This window comes from Rhizobium sp. P1_C7, assembly GCF_056406295.1.
In genome coordinates, this window is record NZ_JBFUAL010000012.1 from 157,423 (window position 1) to 176,599 (window position 19,177).

21 protein-coding genes and 1 pseudogene are annotated in these 19,177 nt (G+C 58.8%); 12 read left to right on the forward strand and 10 right to left on the reverse strand.

Annotated elements, in window-relative coordinates:
* From arsC to AC1D2R_RS20025, 3 genes are all read left to right on the forward strand, one after another.
* Positions 1-423, forward strand: coding sequence for an arsenate reductase (glutaredoxin) (gene arsC, locus AC1D2R_RS20015; RefSeq protein WP_477969676.1), 423 nt, complete (start codon positions 1-3; stop codon positions 421-423).
* Entirely contained in the window at positions 380-1,126 is a 747-nt protein-coding gene (gene arsH, locus AC1D2R_RS20020) for an arsenical resistance protein ArsH (RefSeq protein WP_477969678.1), read from the forward strand. The genes arsC and arsH overlap by 44 nt, the downstream gene beginning before the upstream one ends.
* Positions 1,127-1,249: 123 nt before the next feature.
* Positions 1,250-1,903, forward strand: a complete 654-nt coding sequence (locus tag AC1D2R_RS20025) for a class I SAM-dependent methyltransferase (protein WP_477969681.1) — start codon at positions 1,250-1,252, stop codon at positions 1,901-1,903.
* Positions 1,904-1,946: 43 nt separating this feature from the next.
* Here the strand turns inward: AC1D2R_RS20025 and arsK are convergent, their stop codons facing one another.
* Positions 1,947-3,170 (reverse strand): arsenite efflux MFS transporter ArsK, encoded by a 1,224-nt coding sequence (gene arsK, locus AC1D2R_RS20030; protein WP_477969683.1) that lies wholly within the window; start codon positions 3,168-3,170, stop codon positions 1,947-1,949.
* Positions 3,163-3,525 carry an ArsR/SmtB family transcription factor gene (locus AC1D2R_RS20035; protein ID WP_477969685.1) on the reverse strand — a complete coding sequence of 121 codons (363 nt, stop codon included), beginning with the start codon at positions 3,523-3,525 and terminating at the stop codon, positions 3,163-3,165. The genes arsK and AC1D2R_RS20035 overlap by 8 nt, the downstream gene beginning before the upstream one ends.
* Positions 3,526-3,567: 42 nt before the next feature.
* On the opposite strand from AC1D2R_RS20035, the gene AC1D2R_RS20040 reads away from it, so the two are divergent.
* The gene (locus AC1D2R_RS20040; protein ID WP_477969745.1) at positions 3,568-4,083 is read left to right on the forward strand and encodes a DUF6428 family protein; all 516 of its coding nucleotides are present in this window, start codon (positions 3,568-3,570) and stop codon (positions 4,081-4,083) included.
* A gap of 358 nt (positions 4,084-4,441) precedes the next feature.
* Here the strand turns inward: AC1D2R_RS20040 and AC1D2R_RS20045 are convergent, their stop codons facing one another.
* The 4 genes from AC1D2R_RS20045 to AC1D2R_RS20060 all read right to left on the reverse strand — a co-directional run bounded on the left by AC1D2R_RS20045 (position 4,442) and on the right by AC1D2R_RS20060 (position 7,371).
* Positions 4,442-5,437, reverse strand: coding sequence for a methyltransferase (locus tag AC1D2R_RS20045; protein ID WP_477969687.1), 996 nt, complete (start codon positions 5,435-5,437; stop codon positions 4,442-4,444).
* 174 nt (positions 5,438-5,611) lie between these two features.
* Entirely contained in the window at positions 5,612-5,788 is a 177-nt protein-coding gene (locus AC1D2R_RS20050) for a hypothetical protein (protein WP_477969689.1), read from the reverse strand.
* Positions 5,757-6,134, reverse strand: coding sequence for an oxidoreductase (locus tag AC1D2R_RS20055; protein WP_477969746.1), 378 nt, complete (start codon positions 6,132-6,134; stop codon positions 5,757-5,759). The genes AC1D2R_RS20050 and AC1D2R_RS20055 overlap by 32 nt, the downstream gene beginning before the upstream one ends.
* 199 nt (positions 6,135-6,333) lie before the next feature.
* Positions 6,334-7,371 (reverse strand): aldo/keto reductase, encoded by a 1,038-nt coding sequence (locus AC1D2R_RS20060; protein ID WP_477969748.1) that lies wholly within the window; start codon positions 7,369-7,371, stop codon positions 6,334-6,336.
* A 131-nt stretch (positions 7,372-7,502) separates the two neighbouring features.
* Here AC1D2R_RS20060 and AC1D2R_RS20065 point away from each other — a divergent pair, with 131 nt between their 5' ends.
* The 3 genes from AC1D2R_RS20065 to AC1D2R_RS20075 all read left to right on the forward strand — a co-directional run bounded on the left by AC1D2R_RS20065 (position 7,503) and on the right by AC1D2R_RS20075 (position 9,526).
* Positions 7,503-8,057: a TetR/AcrR family transcriptional regulator gene (locus tag AC1D2R_RS20065; protein ID WP_477969691.1), complete on the forward strand. Its 555-nt coding sequence runs from the start codon at positions 7,503-7,505 to the stop codon at positions 8,055-8,057.
* A gap of 86 nt (positions 8,058-8,143) precedes the next feature.
* Complete coding sequence (locus tag AC1D2R_RS20070) at positions 8,144-8,521, forward strand: hypothetical protein (protein ID WP_477969693.1); 378 nt, start codon at positions 8,144-8,146, stop codon at positions 8,519-8,521.
* A gap of 213 nt (positions 8,522-8,734) precedes the next feature.
* Positions 8,735-9,526, forward strand: a complete 792-nt coding sequence (locus AC1D2R_RS20075; RefSeq protein ID WP_477969695.1) for an SDR family NAD(P)-dependent oxidoreductase — start codon at positions 8,735-8,737, stop codon at positions 9,524-9,526.
* A 242-nt stretch (positions 9,527-9,768) separates the two neighbouring features.
* Here the strand turns inward: AC1D2R_RS20075 and AC1D2R_RS20080 are convergent, their stop codons facing one another.
* Positions 9,769-10,170, reverse strand: coding sequence for a GFA family protein (locus tag AC1D2R_RS20080; RefSeq protein WP_477969697.1), 402 nt, complete (start codon positions 10,168-10,170; stop codon positions 9,769-9,771).
* A 46-nt stretch (positions 10,171-10,216) separates the two neighbouring features.
* Positions 10,217-11,107, reverse strand: coding sequence for a hypothetical protein (locus AC1D2R_RS20085; protein ID WP_477969750.1), 891 nt, complete (start codon positions 11,105-11,107; stop codon positions 10,217-10,219).
* Between the two features lie 143 nt (positions 11,108-11,250).
* On the opposite strand from AC1D2R_RS20085, the pseudogene AC1D2R_RS20090 reads away from it, so the two are divergent.
* The 5 genes and pseudogenes from AC1D2R_RS20090 to AC1D2R_RS20110 all read left to right on the forward strand — a co-directional run.
* Positions 11,251-11,788: pseudogene (locus AC1D2R_RS20090) on the forward strand (DinB/UmuC family translesion DNA polymerase); the annotation flags it as partial.
* Positions 11,789-11,952: 164 nt separating this feature from the next.
* Positions 11,953-13,854 (forward strand): potassium transporter Kup, encoded by a 1,902-nt coding sequence (locus AC1D2R_RS20095; RefSeq protein WP_477969699.1) that lies wholly within the window; start codon positions 11,953-11,955, stop codon positions 13,852-13,854.
* 146 nt (positions 13,855-14,000) lie between these two features.
* Complete coding sequence (locus tag AC1D2R_RS20100; protein ID WP_477969701.1) at positions 14,001-14,222, forward strand: hypothetical protein; 222 nt, start codon at positions 14,001-14,003, stop codon at positions 14,220-14,222.
* Positions 14,223-15,143: 921 nt separating this feature from the next.
* Positions 15,144-15,344, forward strand: a complete 201-nt coding sequence (locus AC1D2R_RS20105; protein ID WP_477969703.1) for a hypothetical protein — start codon at positions 15,144-15,146, stop codon at positions 15,342-15,344.
* A 292-nt stretch (positions 15,345-15,636) separates the two neighbouring features.
* Positions 15,637-16,656 carry a GlxA family transcriptional regulator gene (locus AC1D2R_RS20110; protein WP_477969705.1) on the forward strand — a complete coding sequence of 340 codons (1,020 nt, stop codon included), beginning with the start codon at positions 15,637-15,639 and terminating at the stop codon, positions 16,654-16,656.
* 16 nt (positions 16,657-16,672) lie between these two features.
* Here AC1D2R_RS20110 and AC1D2R_RS20115 read toward each other — a convergent pair whose 3' ends face one another.
* Both AC1D2R_RS20115 and AC1D2R_RS20120 read right to left on the reverse strand, forming a co-directional pair.
* Complete coding sequence (locus tag AC1D2R_RS20115; protein ID WP_477969707.1) at positions 16,673-18,004, reverse strand: GGDEF domain-containing response regulator; 1,332 nt, start codon at positions 18,002-18,004, stop codon at positions 16,673-16,675.
* Between the two features lie 235 nt (positions 18,005-18,239).
* Positions 18,240-19,070 (reverse strand): response regulator, encoded by an 831-nt coding sequence (locus tag AC1D2R_RS20120; RefSeq protein WP_477969752.1) that lies wholly within the window; start codon positions 19,068-19,070, stop codon positions 18,240-18,242.
* Between the last annotated feature and the right edge of the window lie 107 nt (positions 19,071-19,177).

Consider the following 19,177-nt stretch of genomic DNA (forward strand, 5'->3'; position numbering starts at 1 on the left):
ATGGACGTCACCATTTACCACAATCCGGCGTGCGGAACGTCGCGGAACACACTGGAGATGATCCGGAATGCCGGCCTTGTGCCCAGGGTGATCGAGTACCTCAAGACACCGCCTTCTCGGGGACAGCTCACCAAAATGATCGAGGACGCGGGCCTGACTGTCCGGCAGGCAATCCGCGAGAAGGGAACCCCTTATGCAGAACTCGGGCTCGACAACCTGAACCTGACCGACGACCAACTTCTCGACGCCATGTTGAAGGTACCGATCCTCATCAACCGCCCGTTCGTCGTCACTGCGATTGGAACCCGTCTGGCCCGGCCCTCCGAACTCGTGCTGGACATCCTGCCGGACACCCACAAGGGCGCATTCACCAAGGAAGATGGCGAGAAGGTCCTCGACGAGGAGGGAAAGCGGATTGTCTGACATATTCCCCGCATTGGAAGCCCGGTATCTGCGCCAGCCCGATCTCGATGCCCTGCGCCCGGCTTTCTCCACGCACAAGCCGCGAATCCTTATCCTCTACGGTTCGCTACGCGAAGTCTCCTACAGCCGTCTGCTCGCCCATGAAGCGCGCCGCCTACTTGAACGCCTCGGATGCGAAGTCAGAATGTTCGACCCCAAGGGCCTTCCCCTACCCGACGAGGAGCCGCCCTCCCATCCCAAGGTGCAGGAATTGCGCGAGCTTTCCGAATGGTCTGAAGGGCAGGTCTGGGTCAGTCCGGAGCGCCATGGTGCCATGACAGGGATCATGAAGGCGCAGATTGACTGGATTCCACTCTCGATCGGTTCTGTGCGTCCAACGCAGGGCAAGACGCTCGCGGTCATGGAGGTGTCCGGCGGCAGCCAATCCTTCAACGCGCTGAACCAGATGCGCGTTCTCGGCCGCTGGATGCGGATGTTCACGATTCCCAATCAGTCGTCGGTAGCGAAGGCATATCAGGAGTTCGACGCCGAAGGCAGAATGAAACCCTCGTCGTTTTTCGATCGAGTCGTGGACGTCTGTGAGGAACTGGTGAAGTTCACGCTGCTGACCCGCGATGCCTCCAACTATCTCACGGACCGCTACAGCGAGAGGAAGGAGGACGCCGCGAACCTGGAGAAACGGGTCGCGTTGAAATCGATCTGAGTGATATCGACCCGGTCCGTTTTGCGCCCCAAAAGCCGCCGGTTGATATGCCCCGGGAGACGGTGGCTTCAATACAGAATTGGCCGACATCTGGTAAACTGCCACCTCAACAGGGATGATATCATGGCAACGCCCGACCAACAGACGCATTGGCAAGGTGTCTATACGACCAGGTCTGACACAGACGTCAGTTGGTACGAGGAAACCCCGAAGCTATCGCTGACGCTGCTGCAGGAAGCGGGACTGACACCGGCAATGGCAGTCGTCGACATTGGTGGCGGAGCGTCGCGGTTGGTGGATACACTGGTGGACGCCGGTCAGGCGCACGTTGCTGTGCTTGATCTTTCCAGCGCAGCACTCGGCAGGGCCAAGTCGCGACTGGCAGAGATGGCTCATGTAGAATGGGTTGTATCGGATGTGACCTCATGGATGCCGGACCGCGCGTATGACCTCTGGCACGACCGGGCCACTTTTCATTTCCTGACAACTGTCATCGATCAGCAATCCTATATTCGCGTCCTGGCACGGGCCCTCAAAGACGGAGGCAAAGCCGTGATCGGCACCTTCGCTTTGGATGGGCCGGAGAAATGCAGCGGTCTTCCGGTAGCCCGTTACGATGCGGAGAGCTTGCAAGTGATTCTTGGCGAACAGTTTAGGCTCGTTGCAACGCGGCGGCATGAACACACGACCCCATGGGGATCAGTGCAGAATTTCCAGTTCAGCACTTTCGAAAAAGTCGGCGGCTCCAGCGCCCCGTCACCGGTTTCATTCCCATGACACCAGTCCGCCATGGGCGGCCGATAGCGGCGGCCATCCGCGGTCATGTATCCGCGGTGGAGACCCCAATCCCGCTTCGCTTCGCCGAAGACGCCACCGCCATGAACGCCACGATACCTATCGCGCCCAGGCAGGCGTTTGCCAGCAAAGCGACGTCGATGCCGAATGTTTCCATCACAACGGAGAACACGAATGGAGCCATGGCTCCCGCCGCAAGCCGTGACGCCGCCATCCGTCCTGTGATTGCTCCATAGCCTTCCGATCCGAAGAGCCAAAGCGGAAGTGACCCTTGCGCGATGCTGTTGATGCCCGATCCCAGCCCAAGACATACCGCGAATGCCACAGCACCGGGCAACCAGGCTCCCGACACTCCAAGGATAATAACACCCAATACAATCAGGACGGCCGACAACGTTGCCAGCATTGGCGGCGAAAGGCTCTTTCCGAAAACCATATTGATCAATCGGCTCAAGACTTGGGAGGGGCCGAACAACGAAGCGACAATGACCGCAGCCCCACCGAGCCCGATCCCGCCCAGCATGGGGACCATGTGGGTCAGTATGGCGGAAAGCGAAAAGCCCTGCAGGGCGAATGCCAATGAGACCACCAACATGCCGCGCCGCCTTGCCTCGGCCGGTAACGCTCCGACGACAGGGGCCATAGGCTTGTGAAATGAAAGAGCCGCCTCGGATCGCCTGTGGCGCATTATCCAGTAGTGCAAAGGCAGGCATGCGATCAGGTTCAACCCCGCGAATGCCACGTAGATTTCACGCCAAGAAAAATCTTCATGGAGGTTGGCCGCAATCGGCCAGAAGATGGTAGACGCGAACCCGCCGATGAGCGTGAGATAGGTGATGCTTCGGGAGGCGGCCTTTGGGCGGCTCTCGACGAGCGCCGCGAATGCCGCCTGATACTGCACCATGCCGGAAGCCACTTCGAGAAGGACGATGGCGACAGAAAATACCGCGACCGAGGGCGACCAAGCGCAAAGCAGCAGCGTCACTGCCGTCAAAGCCGAGCCGGCGGTCATCACCAAGGCGGCACCGAAACGATCCATCCACTTCCCGATGAAGGGAGCAGAGAGCCCCCCGACAAAAAGTGATGCCGAGAAGATGCCGAACACCTGTTCTACGCTCAGGCCGAGATCGCGGGCCATTCCGGGCGCGAGGATGCTGAAGCTATAATAGAGCGTGCCATAGCCGATGATCTGCGTGAGGCCGAGCGCGCAAACCACGGCGACCGGAATTCCATCCTTGGTTTCAGACATTCTGTTGTGCTGCCGTGGTATCGGATGAGCAGCAATCCCCCTCCTTGCCTGTGACCCCGAGAACCCTTGGATGACCCGAACAACAGTCCTCCATCAGAAACCTCACCAGGCCTGACAGCGCCTCGTAGTTCGCGCTGTATCGGATTGATCGGGACTCCCGTCTCTGGGCGATCAGGCCCGCGCGTTCCAGTTCCTTGAGATGGAAAGACACATTGGAGGCTGAGACCCCCATTGCCTCGGCGACGGCACCGGCAGGCATGCCGTCGGGCCCGGCGACCACCAGGTTTCGGACGATTCCCAAACGGGTCTCCTGAGAAAGCGCCGCGAAGGACATGAGGGCTTGACGCTCTTCCATATTTTAATAATCCTAAAACTATCAAACCAAGGAGTAGCTCGGATGACGGTCTTGGACAATAGCTTCGATGCCGCTGACGATATCAGTTTGGGTTCGCTCCTGGAAAAGCTCGCACGAGCGGCAGAAAAACCGCTCGTCTTCGAATACGACGGAATGTCAGTCCGTCCGGGGTATCACGTCACCGAGGTCAAGGCCGGCCAATTCTCCGCTCTGGACTGCGGAGCGAACCCTGAGGCGTGGTCGGAAATCTTCGTCCAGCTGTGGGATGTCGATGACGGTGATCGGAGGCACATGACGGCTGGAAAATTTTCAGCGATCGTCAGGAAGGTCTCTGAACACGTTTCCCTCGACGGCTCAGCCAAGCTGACATTCGAGGTGAGCGACGGTGTGAAGCCCATGCAGCTCTACTGCGCTAACGCTCCTGTAGAAGCGGACGACATCCTTCGTGTCCGTCTGTCGCCACGCCCTGCCAGTTGCAAACCACGCGACCGCTGGCTCGCAGAACAGGCAGCGGTGACATGCTGCGCACCAGAGGCGGGCAAGAAATGCTGTGCGTGACAAAACAGCAAGACAGGATCGTAACGTTCTTCGGCCGCACCACCTGATACAGGAACGGTGCCCCCTGCTCCAGCCGAAGCCTGCGGGTCGTCCCCATGCCGAGCGGTGCCGCTGGCATTCAGGGGCACAGCCAGAAAGTCGATATCAGGTCTCTCAGGCACCGCCCCCCAACGACACATGTCCTTCAAGATACTTCCCTGGAACACTCCGCGATGGCAGCCTCCTATTGCGGCAGGCATTCCCAACCTTGTCTTGATTGCAGAAAGATCGACGACGTCCTCGACTGTGATCGAGAAGCCGGTCAATCGCTCATCGCCTAACGCTTGGGCTCAGACCCATTAAATCGCACGACGAGACCTTACCCGTGGGCGAGAGACGCCTCGAGGATGGAAATCGGTCCTGAGGTCTGAATCACCCGTTCAAGCCGTAGCCCGGCGGCGTCGAACAAGCTTGCATACTGTGCCTCTGTCCTCTCCAGGCCGCCGGTGACGGCGAGCATGACCACGTCGATACTTTTAATGTGGTGCGGTTCGTCACCCGGCGGCACCAGCGTCTCTGCCACAAGCACCTTCGCGTTTGGTAGCATCGCCTTTCGGCAATTTCGCAGGATCGCCGCAGCACGCCCATCGTCCCAATCGTGAACGACCTTCTTGATGACATAGACATCACCACTGGGAAGGCTCTCAAAGAAATCACCAGCGATAAATTCGGTGCGCGGCAGGTCGCCTCCGGTACCCTCGTGTGCCGCCGCGACGCCCGAAGGCAGATCGAAAAGCACGCCGCTCAAATGGGGGTTGCGGGCCAGGATCGACGAGAGAAGCTGACCATGTCCGCCGCCAACGTCTATGATCCGCGTGAAAGGTCTGAAGTCATAAGCTTCGGCAACGGCCTCGTTGCTGCCTTGGCTCACGGCGACCATGGCACGCTGAAACAAGGCAGCCTGCTCGGGGTGTTGCGACAGCCAGTCAAACCTTGGGCTCCCAAACACCTTGTCGAAGGCTGGCTTTCCTGTGCGGACTGAATACAGGAGTTGCTCGAAGGCGAGATAGGCCTCGCTGTTGATCATACTGACGAAGTCACGGGGACTCGGCCGATCGGAGCGCAGCACGGCACCGATCTCCGTCAACTCGAAATTCCGGGGCGCAACTTCCCTAAAGATCCCTTCAGGGGCGAGAAGTCGCATTACACGATAAAGCGCGTCAGCATCTGACTGAGTGGCGGCCGCTAGTCCATCCACCGAACGCTCGCCGGCGGCCAGAAGATCGGGGACGCCGAGTTCGATAATTACCCGCAGCGCCTGTGACACAGCGAACCCGAATCCTAGCCTCATGATCTGCTGCGACGCGCTGGGCATGGGTTTTTCCTCGACTGTCTTTGTAAGCCCAGCGGTGACCGAGCGCAACCAGGCATCGCTTCCCCAATTGGAGAAGAGTCCTCACAATTCGGGAGTAAAGGCGCGCATCACTTACCCACGCTATTCGGTAAGGCGACGAAAGCGACTCGGGCAGAGGTCCGATTTTGACTCGCATCAACGCTTCGACGGGCGGTGGTCGCCCTCATCGCCCTCGCCCGGCTTGAGTTTGAGATCATCGGAGAAACGCTCGACCGAGTCCGGGTTAGAGATAAACGGCGCTCCAAAGGCAACAATGTCGGCGAAGCCATCGCGCACCAGATCATTGCCGGTTCTCAAAGGTGTAACCGCCATTGGCAATCAGAGTGCCGGAATAAAGCGGCGGGAAATGCTTGGCGACGCCTTGGCCGAGAATTTCCACTTGTGTCCCGGTCGGATCGCTTATGGGATTCATCAGATGCAGATAAGCGAGATGACGCTTCGACAATTCACCGACCAGATATTCGAAGGTCGCCAACGTCTCGGCTCCCGCGATGAAAGTGCCGACGCCAGCCAAACCGGGACTGAGCTTGATTCCAACGCGACCTGGCGCCCAGGAGTTTACAAGGGCGTCGACAATCTCAAGGGGAAAACGGGCGCTATTTTGGCCTGCGCCGCCATATCTCTGGTTGAGGCCTTCGTAAAGGAAGGTTGGGATCAGACAGGTGCTGCGGCTGGCTGTTGGGGCCCCGCGTCACTGCTACCACCCTCAGTCGTTTTCATCCTCAGCAGGCGTTTCTTTTACATTCAAATCCAGAAAGCGCTCATCCCCGGCTGTTGAGCCGAGGATTCACGCTGCGAAATGGAAGCCTCGCTCAAGGCCGGGCATGACGGATTATAAATTCGGCCGGTCAACGACCTCACTTCACCGCTGCGGTGGGCCAGTCCATCACATCCGCCTTGCCGCCCGCCAGACGATCGCGGCTACCCGTAACGATGTCGTAGGGGAAGCCGAGTGGGATGGCGCTGGCGGTATCGAGGCGTGCGATCTGCTCTTCGGTCAGGCGAACATTGAGTGCTGAAAGATTGTCGTCGAGCTGCTCCTTGGTGCGCGGACCGATGATCGGCAGCGTTGTGCCTTTGGCAAGTACCCAGGCGATGGCGATCTGACCGGCGGGAAGTCCGGTTTCCTCGGCAATCGCCAGAACCGCGTCAACGGTCGCCGTCTTGCGATCGTCGCTTTCGCCGTGGATGACCGCGCCGAGCCCTTGCGCCCTGCCCGTCTCGCCCTTGCGATATTTTCCGGTGAGCAGGCCACCGCCAAGCGGCGACCAGCTAACGGTGCCGAGACCGAAAGCATTGGCCATGGGGATCAGCTCACGCTCGACCGTGCGTTCCACGAGGCTGTATTCGACCTGCAGCGCCGAGATCGGCGACCAGCCGCGCAGGTCGGCGAGCGTGGCAGCGGTTGCGACGCGCCAGGCTGGGAAGTCCGACAGGCCGGAATAGAGTATTTTGCCGGAACGAGCGAGATCGTCGAGACCTCGGACGATCTCATCGATTGGCGTGACGGCATCCGGCATATGCACCCAGAGCATGTCGATGCGATCGGTGTTCAGGCGCTTCAAACTGGCTTCGACGGACTGGATCATCGCCTTGCGGCTGTTACCGGTGTGCTGTAGGCCGCTGCTCGGCGCGCCGCCCAACGAGAACTTGGTGGCAAGCACGATATCGTCGCGGTCGCCGGCAATGAACTCGCCGGTCAACGTTTCCGACTGGCCGAACTGGTACTGGTCGGCCGTATCGATGAAGTTGCCGCCGGCGGTACGGTAAACGTCGAAGATCTGCTTTGCAGTCTCTCGGTCTGCGCCATAGCCCCAGCCGGTCCCGAAATTGCCGGTGCCCAGCGCAAATGACGAAACGCGAAGGCCGGTGCGGCCGAAAACTCTATAACGCATGCTCATGTGCTTCATCCTTCTAAGGGCGCTTCCGCCTGGTCTGTTAATTTAAATGACGCTCGTCATGTATTGCTTTTAAATTACGATCGTCATATATTTTGTCAAGAGCATTTTTCAAAAGGGATTTGCGGATGCGTCCGACTAAGGAACAGGCAAAGGATAACCGGCAGCGCATTCTCGATACGGCGGCAAAGCTGTTTCGCGAGAATGGAATCCATGCTGTCGGTGTCGATGCCGTCATGAAAGGGGCTGGCCTCACCCATGGCGGCTTCTACGGCCACTTCAAATCCAAGGGCGATCTTGCCGAGCAAGCGCTGGCCCATGCAATGCAGAACATGCTGGGGGCCGATGCCCTCAGGGGTTCGTTGGACGACTTCGCAAAATCCTATCTTTCACCAGAGCATCGCGCCGCCGCCGGAGCGGGATGCACAGTGGCCGCTCTTGGGCCGGAACTCGCAAGACTGCCGGAGGCGGAGCGAGGCCCGGTGACAGATCATATCCGGGGATTGATCGCCCATATGGAGAACTGGCAGACGGAGAATGGTTCCAATCCTGACCGCGGTCAAGCGATCACGGATGTCGCAAGCTTCGTCGGCGCTCTCGTCATGTCCCGGGCCGTGAACGACCCCGCCTTGTCCGACGAGATTCTGGAGAGCGTGCGCAACCGAGCGACCGGAAAGGCGTAAAACCAACCGATTTCGGCTTAATTTAATACGAAGAAGACCGCGTAGATCCATCATTTGATCGAACGTGAAGAAGGCGGATCTCCGGGATGAGCATGACGCGTATGCCTGTCCCAGAGTCCTGGGCTCTCACGGCCGTCGGCTGTTCACCGACCCGGATCTTAGGGTTCGCTATCGAGCCTGATGTTCGAAATCACGTCGCATACCGGATCCAGCCCCTCCTGTTGCTGTCGTGGTCAAGCGCGTCCAAGACCTCAAGTCCGCATTGCGACGAACGGGGACAATCCGATCAGGTCTGGGAGACCGTCGTAGACAAAGGCGAGGCTGAGTCCGTCAAGGAAGCGAAGGAACACGCCGGAAGCCACGCTGGCATCCTCGTCGTCAAGTGTGAAGGAAAGTCTGCAGTGGTTGAGGAAGGCGATCCGATCATCGTCTTCCAGTCGGGCCGGATCGGCGATTTCGACTAATCCATCTCGGAGCTGTCCAAGTGTCCGGCGGCCGCCCAGTCGAACAGGGGATTGAGATAGCGGGGCAGCAAGGCGACCGGGCGGCTCGGTAAAAACCCGATTGGTTTCGATCGGTTCCTTCCCCCAACCCGAAAGGATTATCCGCATCATGGACTGTTGCGAGACCGCTCCCCAGTTCATACGTTCTGTGATCCAACCTCACAGGAGCTGAAGATGCAGATCGACCTCAAAGGCAAAACCGCGCTCGTCACGGGATCGACAGAAGGCATTGGATACGCAATCGTCCGTCAACTCGCTAGGGCCGGCGCGGACGTGGTGGTCAACGGCCGGTCTGAAGGAAAGACCGCCAAGGCAGCCGACCGGCTGAAAGGCGAAGGCGCCAGGGGAAGCGTGACGGCGGTCGCGGCCGACCTCGCAACCGCGGAAGGATGCGGTGCTCTCGTCGCCAAAGTTCCTCATGTGGACGTCCTCATCAACAACGCCGGTATCTTCCAGCCGCTCGATTTCTTCGACACTGACGACGAGGTATGGGACCGTCACTGGCAGGTGAACGTGATGTCTGCCGTCAGGCTTTCACGCGCCTATCTTCCCGGCATGCAGAAGCTCGACTGGGGCCGCGTCATCTTCATCGCGTCGGAATCCGGCTTCAACATTCCGGTCGAGATGATCCACTACGGCGTCAGCAAGACCGCCGACATCGCAGTTGCCCGCGGCCTTGCCAAGCGCATGGCTGGCACGGGCGTCACAGTGAACTCCGTCCTTCCCGGCCCGACGCTGTCCGAAGGCGTCGAGGCCATGCTCGCCGACGAACGTGCGAAGACGGGGAAGCCGATCGAGGAGGTCGCGGCGGACTTCGTGAAGAAGCACCGCGCCGGCTCGATCATCCAACGGGCTGCAAGCGTCGAGGAAATCGCCAATCTCGTCACCTACCTGGCCTCGCCGTTGGCGTCCGCAACGACCGGCGCTTCGATGCGTGTGGACGGAGGACTGATCGACACGCTCTGACCTGGCCTTCTCGCCTTTAGTCGTTGACTCCGGCGCCGCCATTCTATCGCCTGTTCGACGACGGCGGCGACCGGCTCACGGATGCCCACCCAGCGCGCCCAGCTTATCAATCCATCTTTCGGAAGGTCTCACTCTAGCAGATGCGGCCTCTGCCCCGGTGGAATGCGGCGAACACGACTTGCTCCTTGAAGATGCCGTCGGCGTCGTGGGTGGGATAGACGGATTTTAACGAACCGCGCCTTTCAGTCGTCGTGTCGGGGCAACGCTCGAATATCTTGAGCCCATGGGAGTTCCGAAGAACACCAGAACTGCGCCCGTGGCTTGAGATCCTGTCGCTGGTTTATGGTTCCTAGCCGGATGCCGACCTGAGCAGCGTCCTGCAACTCGCCTGTCGTGTAGATTGGCGACCCACAGTTGGAGCAGAAGTACTGCATTCGTCGACGACCATTATCTGCGATCTTGACGTACACCTTCGGGTCGCCGGAGGTGATACAGAACTTTTCGCGGGGCGCGCTGACCGTCACACGATACGTGGTCCCCGTCAGCCTTTGACAGTCCGTGCAATGGCAGATCGTGACTTCGCGAGGATCTATGTCGGCCTCATACGTCACTTGCCCACACTGACACTCCCCGTCGATATGCATACCTATCCTCCTCCTGCAACAACCCCTGACGAGATATAGTCGAAAGTCATAAGTCGACATGACCGGCGTCGTCATCCTTGCGCTTCCGTCTATCGCGTGATTTCGCGTTCCGTCTAGCTTCCCTCAGTTCGTCCAGCGTCGGCTGCCACCAGCCGCGGATTTTCTCGTAATCGCCAGGCTGATCCCGACTCGGCCAGGTATGGACCAGTTCGTCCAGCGTCGCCGGTCGCCAACCTGCCCAGACGTGTTCGTCGCCAGCATCGGGATGGTGCTCGGCGACCTCGCCAGGATCGACGATCTCGCCGGTAACGTCGCTGATCACCACAATTCCGAATGCTGTCGTCGCGAGCGGTCTGCCAAGTGGAGGGAGGTCGTCGCTCGACACTGGAAATCTGCGCTTTCGCCGTTCGTTGGCGCGACGTCGTGCCCTCGCCTCCTCGTCGGTTCCTTTGCGCGCCTCAGCCCGCTTCCGCCGCGCCTCGGGCTCGCTACGCTTCGCGGCTTCCTCGATGGTCTCCCACCGGTGCTGAAGTTCGTCGTATGAGGAGAAAGGAACCTCCCACACCTTGTCGTAGCCGTTCCAGCGGGCGAAGGGTATCTGCCGAAGCTCGTCGACCACCGTGCGGGAGTATGGCGTCCGGACGCGGAAGCCGCGGTCGTAGACCTGCAGGTACGGGCTAAGGATCGGCTCGAATTCGTAGGCGTCGCGCCCCTTCTCCTCCTCAAATGGAGACCTTCGGGACTCCTCGGAGGCCAGCCAACGATCAATGCGGCGGCGCGCGGTCTTGCCTGGCACGGTCCATGCCGTGAGACTGTCGCTCCACCGGGCGTTCGGAAAGGTCTCTCGGAAGCGGGCGACCGTCATCCGGTCAAAGGCGAACGAGATCGTCTCCTTGGGCTGGGATTCATCGCTGTCGCTTGTCTGCTCGTCGCTCATGGAATGGAAACGGTCCTGTTGATCTACGGTTTCCATTCTCAGGCGAAAGTCTTCCGGAGGAAAGCGAGCGCCTTCTGCGCCCAGGTGCTCGATATCGGGTGTCCGACATTCGGTTCGATATCGAGTTCTGCCCTGAAGCCCGCCTTCTGGTCAAAAAATTCCACGGCGTTGGGTCTGCGACCGCTGAGAAGATGCCGCCTCGGCATCCAGACTGGTGCCGATCTAAGGAAAAAGGACTTGCCCTTTTTGGTCGAACACTTCGGGAAATCGGGTCCCTATTTCTACGGCATCGCACGCGGCATCGATGAGCGTCGCGTGAAGCCTGACAGAGTTCGCAAATCCGTCGGCGCCGAGGATACCTTCGCACAGGACATCCATTCCTATGACCCGGCGCTCGAAGGCGTTCGGCCGCTCATCGCAAAGGTCTGGCGGTATTGCCAGGCCAACGCCATCCGGGCGAAGACTGTTACGTTGAAGGTTAAATACGCAGACTTCACCCAGATTACTCGCGCAAGGACGAGCGAGCGCACATTGGCATCGGCAGAAGAAATCGAGGAGACCATCTGGCTGCTTCTCAAGCCCGACTTCCCGCCCCCGAAGGGCGTTCGATTGCTGGGCGTTACCTTGTCCTCGCTCGAGACAGCAGATGGCCATACGACCGAGCAGCTGCAGTTGACCCTCCAATATGCTGTCCGGGACAGGCAGCCTCGGCCTGCGTCAATTCTCCTTCGTGGCACATCTCAAATGCTGTGGGTCAGCCAATCGAACCAATCGAATATTCGAGCGTTCTCAGATATCATCACCTACAACATTGAAAACATAGTCGCTTCCGTCAGGACTACCCAGTGACCTACCCGCAACTTCGCTCAGAAGACCCAGAGTTGGCCACTGAATCGCGCAGTGGTCTTCCCTCGTTGGTGATGGCCGCACTTGGCGTCGTATACGGTGACATCGGCACCAGCCCGCTCTACGCGTTTCGAGAAGCGCTACATGCGACAGCCGGATCGGGATCGCATCGCGAGAACGTCCTCGGCATCCTCTCGCTGATCGTATGGGCACTGACCATCGTCGTCACCGTGAAGTATGTGACGTTCGTTCTTCGGGCAGACAATCGGGGCGAAGGTGGAACGCTCTCCCTGATGACGCTTGCTCGGCAGAGCTTCACAGAAAAGCCCGGGTGGATCCTTGTTCTTGGCGTCGCCGGCGCCTCGCTCTTTCTCGGCGACGCCATCATCACGCCTGCAATCTCGGTCTTGTCAGCCGTCGAGGGGATCCAGGTTGTCGCGCCCGGCTTGTCAGCATGGATCGTGCCGATCACCGTCACTATCATTGCCGTGCTTTTCTTCGTTCAGCGCTTCGGTACGAGCGGCGTCGCCTCAGTGTTCGGACCCGTCATGGCGGTCTGGTTTCTCGTTCTCGGAACAAGCGGCGCCATCCATATCCTCGATGACCTCGAAATTTTCAGCGCCATCAACCCACTCCATGGCGTTCTCTACGCATCGAACAATGTCGGGCACGCCATCGCGGTCCTCGGGGCAGTGTTCCTCGCGGTCACAGGGGCTGAGGCGCTCTACGTCGACCTGGGCCACTTCGGCAGACGGCCAATTGTGGTGGCGTGGTTTTCGCTCGTCTTTCCATGTCTTCTCCTGAATTACTTCGGACAAGGTGCGTTCGTCCTCGCAAATCCTGACATGACCGACCACCCATTCTTCGGCATGCATCCGGAATGGGCGCGTGTGCCGATCGTATGTCTGGCAACTGCGGCGACGGTAATCGCGAGCCAGGCGGTCATCTCGGGGGCATATTCCCTCGTTCGACAGGCAATGCACCTCAACCTGCTGCCGCGACTGCAGATATTGCACACCTCCGAGACGCACTCCGGGCAAATTTTCATGCCACAAGTGAACGCGTTCCTTTTCGTATTTGTCGTCGCGCTTGTCCTGTATTTCAGGAGTTCGAGCGGACTCTCCGCCGCATACGGCATTGCTGTCACTGGCGAGATGCTGATCACCAGCGTCCTCCTGTTCGTCGTCATGAAGCACGTCTGGAAATGGAGGGCGCTGAGCACCGCGGCGGTCATCGTTCCGCTCTTCCTGATCGACGCCGGGTTCTTCGTGGCGAACATCGCCAAGTTTCCCGAGGGCGGCTGGGTTCCGGTCACCGTTGCGTGCACCATGGGTCTCATCATGCAGACATGGATGGCTGGTAGACGGCTGCTGGCCTCTCGGACGCGCGCAGACGAGGTGCCGCTGGAAGGGATCATACAGAGGCTGACAAAGAAGCCGCCTACGACCGTGCCCGGAACGGCCGTCTTTCTGACAAGCGACGTCGAAGGTGCGCCCACCGCACTGCTGCACAGCCTCAAGCACTACAAGGTTCTGCACGAACATAACGTCATCCTGAGCGTGGTTACCGCGACGGAGCCGTTCGTGCCTGACGACGAGAAGATCTTCCTCGAAAGCTTCAGCCCGCTGTTCAGCCGCTTGGTGATCACGTTCGGATATATGGAAACGCCCAACATTCCGCGCGCTTTAGTGCTCGTCCGGAAGCTCGGGCTCAAGTTCGATATCATGTCTACCTCGTTCTTTCTGTCGCGCCGGACGATCCTCCCATCCAAGAAAGGCGGTATGCCCTTCTGGCAGGATCGCCTATTCATCGTGCTCGCCCAGAACGCAGGCAACGCGACCGACTATTTTGGCCTTCCGACCGGACGAGTGGTGGAACTCGGTCTGCAAACCGTCATCTGATTGCAGTGAGCGTCGGGCGCCGTTTGAAAGGGAACCCCTAGAGCGCCCCCCCTGATTTAGGCGACTCGCTGTGGACGTCAGAATACGAGCGATAGTCATCTTTCGATTTTCTGATATCCTGACCGCATAGCGTAGGAGTAGGCGTTATGAAGAATTTGGTTCCGGACGAGTTCTATTGGGCGCGGTCAAGCAGGTATGCCGACGGCCGGACAACGATTGTGCAGGTTTCTACAATCTTTGGCGAAGATCCTGACTTCTGGACGTTGGCCGTCGTCGGTTCTGAACAACACCACATGATCGGCGACTTCGAGGTCATTGCACTCGTTGAGCCACTCGAAGGTTACCCGCTCCGCCACGCTGCGGAATGACCCGCTATCCCTCAGACCTGAGTTCCGGCGATCAACGAAAAGAAAGCCCTCGCAGGAGAACGAGGGCTATCGCGTTTTCCGTCGCGGCAACTTCCTTGTGCTCGCGCCGAGCCGAGCACGATACCTTACCCTGATCCCGGAATTCGGACACCATCCAGCTACGCCAAACCGGTGAAGGGCATGCTTGGCAAATTGTTCGAGGCCGCGAAGAAGCTCGCGAGCCTTTTCGAGACGTGGACAACAGAGGCGTTACATGAGAACCCGTCGCCGACTTCCGCATCGAACGAATCCTGTGTGATACAACTCGGTGTCCTGGATCAGAAGACAGTGCTCGCTCCTCACGGCCGACGCTGAACCCGCGGCATTCGAGGCAGCGGACACCGCGCAGGTGTATGGGCTGCTTCTTGCTCCGGCGTTTGTCCAGGTGCCGCATCATGGTAGCTGCCGAAACGTAACGCCATCCGTCCTCAATCGCTGGCTAGGCGGGCCGGTGCCAGAGGGATCCCCAAGAAAAGGCGTGGCCTTCTGCTCCGTTGGCATCAACGATCCGGAATACCCTCGAAAGCGGGTCTCGAACGCGTTTCTTAGGCGCGGCTATCCGGTCTATAAGACCGAGAACGCGAACGGATGGCTTCGACACGCGCACGACATGCCTAATCGAGATGGCATTCAACCCATCAACCACGTGCCGTTCACTAGCTTCTACGAGGAGTCGTGAATCTACTAATCCCAAGCCAGCTTATGCTTCGCTCTAAGACGGGTTCATCAATAGAAAGAGGCTCTGGCGATCGTTGCGCTCGCGGCGAATTCATTCAAAAATATTGATGATAGCCATAAACTCTATTCGTTTGATTGATGAACACGACAGGCCCATATCAGTATGCATGAAGGAATGTCATTCGAGGAGAAAAGGAAATCGCAATGACCACGATCAGTTTCAGAGACAGCAAGCCGTCGCACTCAGGCACCCTTTATCCATCCGTGTCAGGTTATGCCCGTAAGATTGTTCATGCGTGGCATCAGTGGCAGGCGGCGCGTGAAATCGAATCCATGCCGTTTGATATGCGCAAAGATATCGGTTGGCCTTCGGCAGATGACGCAGACGAACGCAAGGTCATGTAATGAATGCGACACACCAGTCCTCGTGAAGGCGGCGCTCTGCTCCCGGCAGCGCCGCCTTCACTATTTTGGGCGACATAGGATTTAATCTTGATTTTCAGACACATGTATTTTCCAGCGCGCACCGACTGAACATTTGTCACTGCCAGTCGTCAATTGACAAAGATCAAATCGAGCAATGTCGCAATTTGCTCTTTGCGGCCGCATTTTTCCATGCCAATGTCGTTTTCAGAATATCAAAGCGACGCATTCCAAGCAACCAATAGATGATCGTCCTCGAGCACGGAATGGTCTCATGAACAAGATGCCGCATAAGAAACGCTCCCTGGTCTTTTTCATGGTTCCCCAGTTCACCATGCTGCCGTTTTCGGCGGCGATCGACACGTTGCGCATCGCCAACCGCATGCTCGGCTATCAGGCCTATAGCTGGCGCCTGACGTCGGTCGATGGCGAGAAGGTCTATTCTTCCTGCGGCATCGGTATCGAGGCCAACACCTCCCTGGCCGACGAGCGTCGCAATCTCGGCGGCGAGAACCGCCCGAGCATGGTGCTGGTCTGTTCAGGCATCGATGTCGAAGAGTTCAACAACAAGTCGGTCAATGCCTGGCTGCGCGAAACCTACAATCGCGGCGTAGCGGTGGGCAGCCTCTGTACCGGCGCTCATGTGCTGGCACAGGCTGGCCTGCTGAACGGCAAGCGCTGCGCGATCCACTGGGAAAACCTGCCGGGCTTCTCTGAAGCCTTCCCGCAAGCGGAAGTCTACGCTGATCTCTACGAAGTGGACAGTAACCTCTACACCTGCGCGGGCGGCACCGCATCGCTCGACATGATGCTGAACCTAATCGGTGAGGATTTCGGTGAAACGCTCGTCAACCGCGTCTGCGAACAACACCTGACAGATCGCGTGCGCAGTCCGCATGATCGTCAGCGCCTGCCGCTGCGCGCCCGTCTTGGCGTGCAGAACGGCAAGGTGCTCTCGATTATCGAGCTCATGGAGGGCAATCTGGCGGAGCCGCTGTCGCTTCTGGAGATTGCCGACGGTGCCGGTCTTTCGCGGCGGCAGATCGAGCGCCTGTTCCGACAGGAAATGGGACGCTCTCCCGCCCGCTACTATCTCGAGATAAGGCTCGACCGCGCGCGCCATCTCCTTGTGCAGTCATCAATGCCGGTCGTCGAGGTTGCCGTCGCCTGCGGCTTCGTCTCCGCATCGCATTTCTCGAAGTGTTATCGCGAACTCTATCAGCGCTCGCCGCAGCAGGAGCGCGCGGATCGCAAGATGACGATGGCAACGGCTCGTCAGGCAATCGCAGCCTGAGACGCCGCAGGGGCGGCTACTGGGCCGCCTCGCCCGTCAGCTTCGCGTCGGAGTAGACGAGATTGCGGCCCTTGTGCTTTGCCATATAGAGAAATTGGTCGGCAGCATTCAGGTAGTTGTCGAAGGTCTCGTAGTCCGATATTTCCGCCACGCCGATCGATATCGTCACCGACAGATCCTCGTCGTCCGCGGTCACCTTCAGACGCGAAATATCCGCACGTATCTCATCGCATAATTTCGTTGCTGCGACGGAATCCATCATCGGAAACAGAATGGCGAATTCTTCGCCGCCGAGACGCGAAAGAAGGTTGTCGCTTCCTTCGAAGATAGTCGCCAATCGCTCCGCGACAGCCTTGAGCACGGTATCGCCGATTTCGTGACCATAGGTGTCGTTAAGCCGCTTGAAGTGGTCGATATCCAATATGGCGACAGAACTTACCGCCTTCTGCCGCAGGCAATCGGTGACGAGCTGGGGGCCAATGTCGTAGAAGTAGCGCCTGTTGTAGAGCCCCGTCAGATAGTCGCGTGCAGCGGCGGCCCGCAATTGCTTCAGCTGGGTCAACGTCTCGACGTTGTTGGCAATGCGACATTGAAGCTCCTCCGCCACGAACGGTCGATAGAGGAAATCCGAGGCGCCGGCCTTGAGAAAACTCGCCGAGAGCATGCGGTCACCAGACGACGACACTCCGATGATCCTCAACCTGTCCGAGCCGAAGCGCTTGCGTATCCGCCGCGTCAGCTCGTATCCGCTCATGTCGGGCATGTGGTGATCGGTGACCACCAGTTCGATGTCTCCATAGGCTTCCAGCGCCGACATGGCCTCCTTGCCACTGCAGGCTTCAACGACCATGTATTGCTGCGCCAGCAGCAGCTCCACAAGCAGCTGCCGCGCCGAAGCGACGTCATCGACCACAAGCACACGCGTCTTCCTGTTCGTCATCGCGCGCCGAACCGCCGCGACCAGGTTGTCGAGTGCGAACTCGCTGTCCTTGAGCACATAGTCGGTGACGTTGCGCTCCATGATCCGATTGCGGGTCTGGATGTCAAACGCCGCGGTAAACACGATGACCGGAATGCCATGTTCCATCGCGCAATCGAGCGCCTCGCCATATGGCGAATCCGGCAAGGTCAGATCGACGATGGCCATGGTGTAGGCATTGCTATCCTGCGCAAGCACCTCGCGAAGGTCCTTCAGCGATGCGCACGTCTTGGTGTGCAAGCCGAGCTCGACATGAAATCGATGCGCCAGAACTGCCGAAAACATCCGGGAATCTTCAACCAAAAGTACCGTGTGGCCGCCAGAGCGCGACCCCACGCCCCATCGGTTGTTTTCCGCCTGAAAAACCATCCAGCCCTGCCCCGCTGAGTGCCGGAACCCGAATCGAGTCGTCTGCCGGCGGCATTGACGATATCCGACAGCTCGCTCGGCGTGAAGATAGACAGCAGGAAGCAACACTGTAAATTGCAGAAATCAAGCCCCTGTGGATCGGCTCCGGCAACCGACACCCATCCGAAGGGCAAAAACCGGGCGCTGTGAACCCGCCGCGTTCAGCCCTGTATGTCGGCCTAAAGGACGCACTGTATCAGGCGACGGCCTGTTGGCTGTGCATCGACTTTATCTGCAACAGCGTATCCAGGTTCTGGTTGACGCGGCAATAGAACTCCTCGTCGATGAACGGCCGCAGCATGAAGTCGTTGCCGCCGGCCTTGAGGAAACGCGCGGAGAGCAGCCGGTTGGAAGACGACGATACGCCGATGATGCGCAATTCGTGCGAGCCGATGCTGGCCCGGATGCGCCGCGTCAGTTCGAACCCATCGATGTCAGGCATGTTGTAGTCGGTGACCATCAGCCCGATGTCCCGATTGGCTTTCAGGATCTCCAGCGCCTTCAAGCCGCTGTCGGCGGTGCTGACCCGGAAATTGTAGCGCTTCAGGCGGCTGGACAGCAACGCGCGCGCGGTTGGGCTGTCATCGACGATCAACACGTGGTGACGGTGATTGGTCAGGAAACGGCAGATCGATTCCGCCAGCAGGTCGACGGCGAAGACGTTATCCTTCAGGACGTAGTCGACGATGTCCTTGGCCATCAGCTTGTCACGCATGCCGGCCTGGAAAGTGCCGGTGAAGACGATTGTCGGGATGCTGAGGTCGACCAGATATTCGAGTGCCTCGCCATTCTCCGCGCCTGGAAGGTTGATGTTCGAAATGGCAAGCGTAATCGGATGCGTAGACTTGTCGTAACAGAGCTGCAACTCCTCGAAGTTTCGGCAGATCTCGACATCGATGTCGAACAGTTCCTTCAGCCGGCTCCTGATCATCGAGGTGAAAACGTTCGAATCTTCCGCCAGGACAATACGTGCATCGGCAAACATGCCACTGGAATACTGCATCCCCGAAATACCCATAAACGCCATTTCCAAACCTTCTAGCGAAACCATGTCCTGCTCCAGATCGGTACATTACTCGGTTTGAATAAGTATTAATCGACATGCTCGGCAACCAACAAAAAGGCGGCCACGAG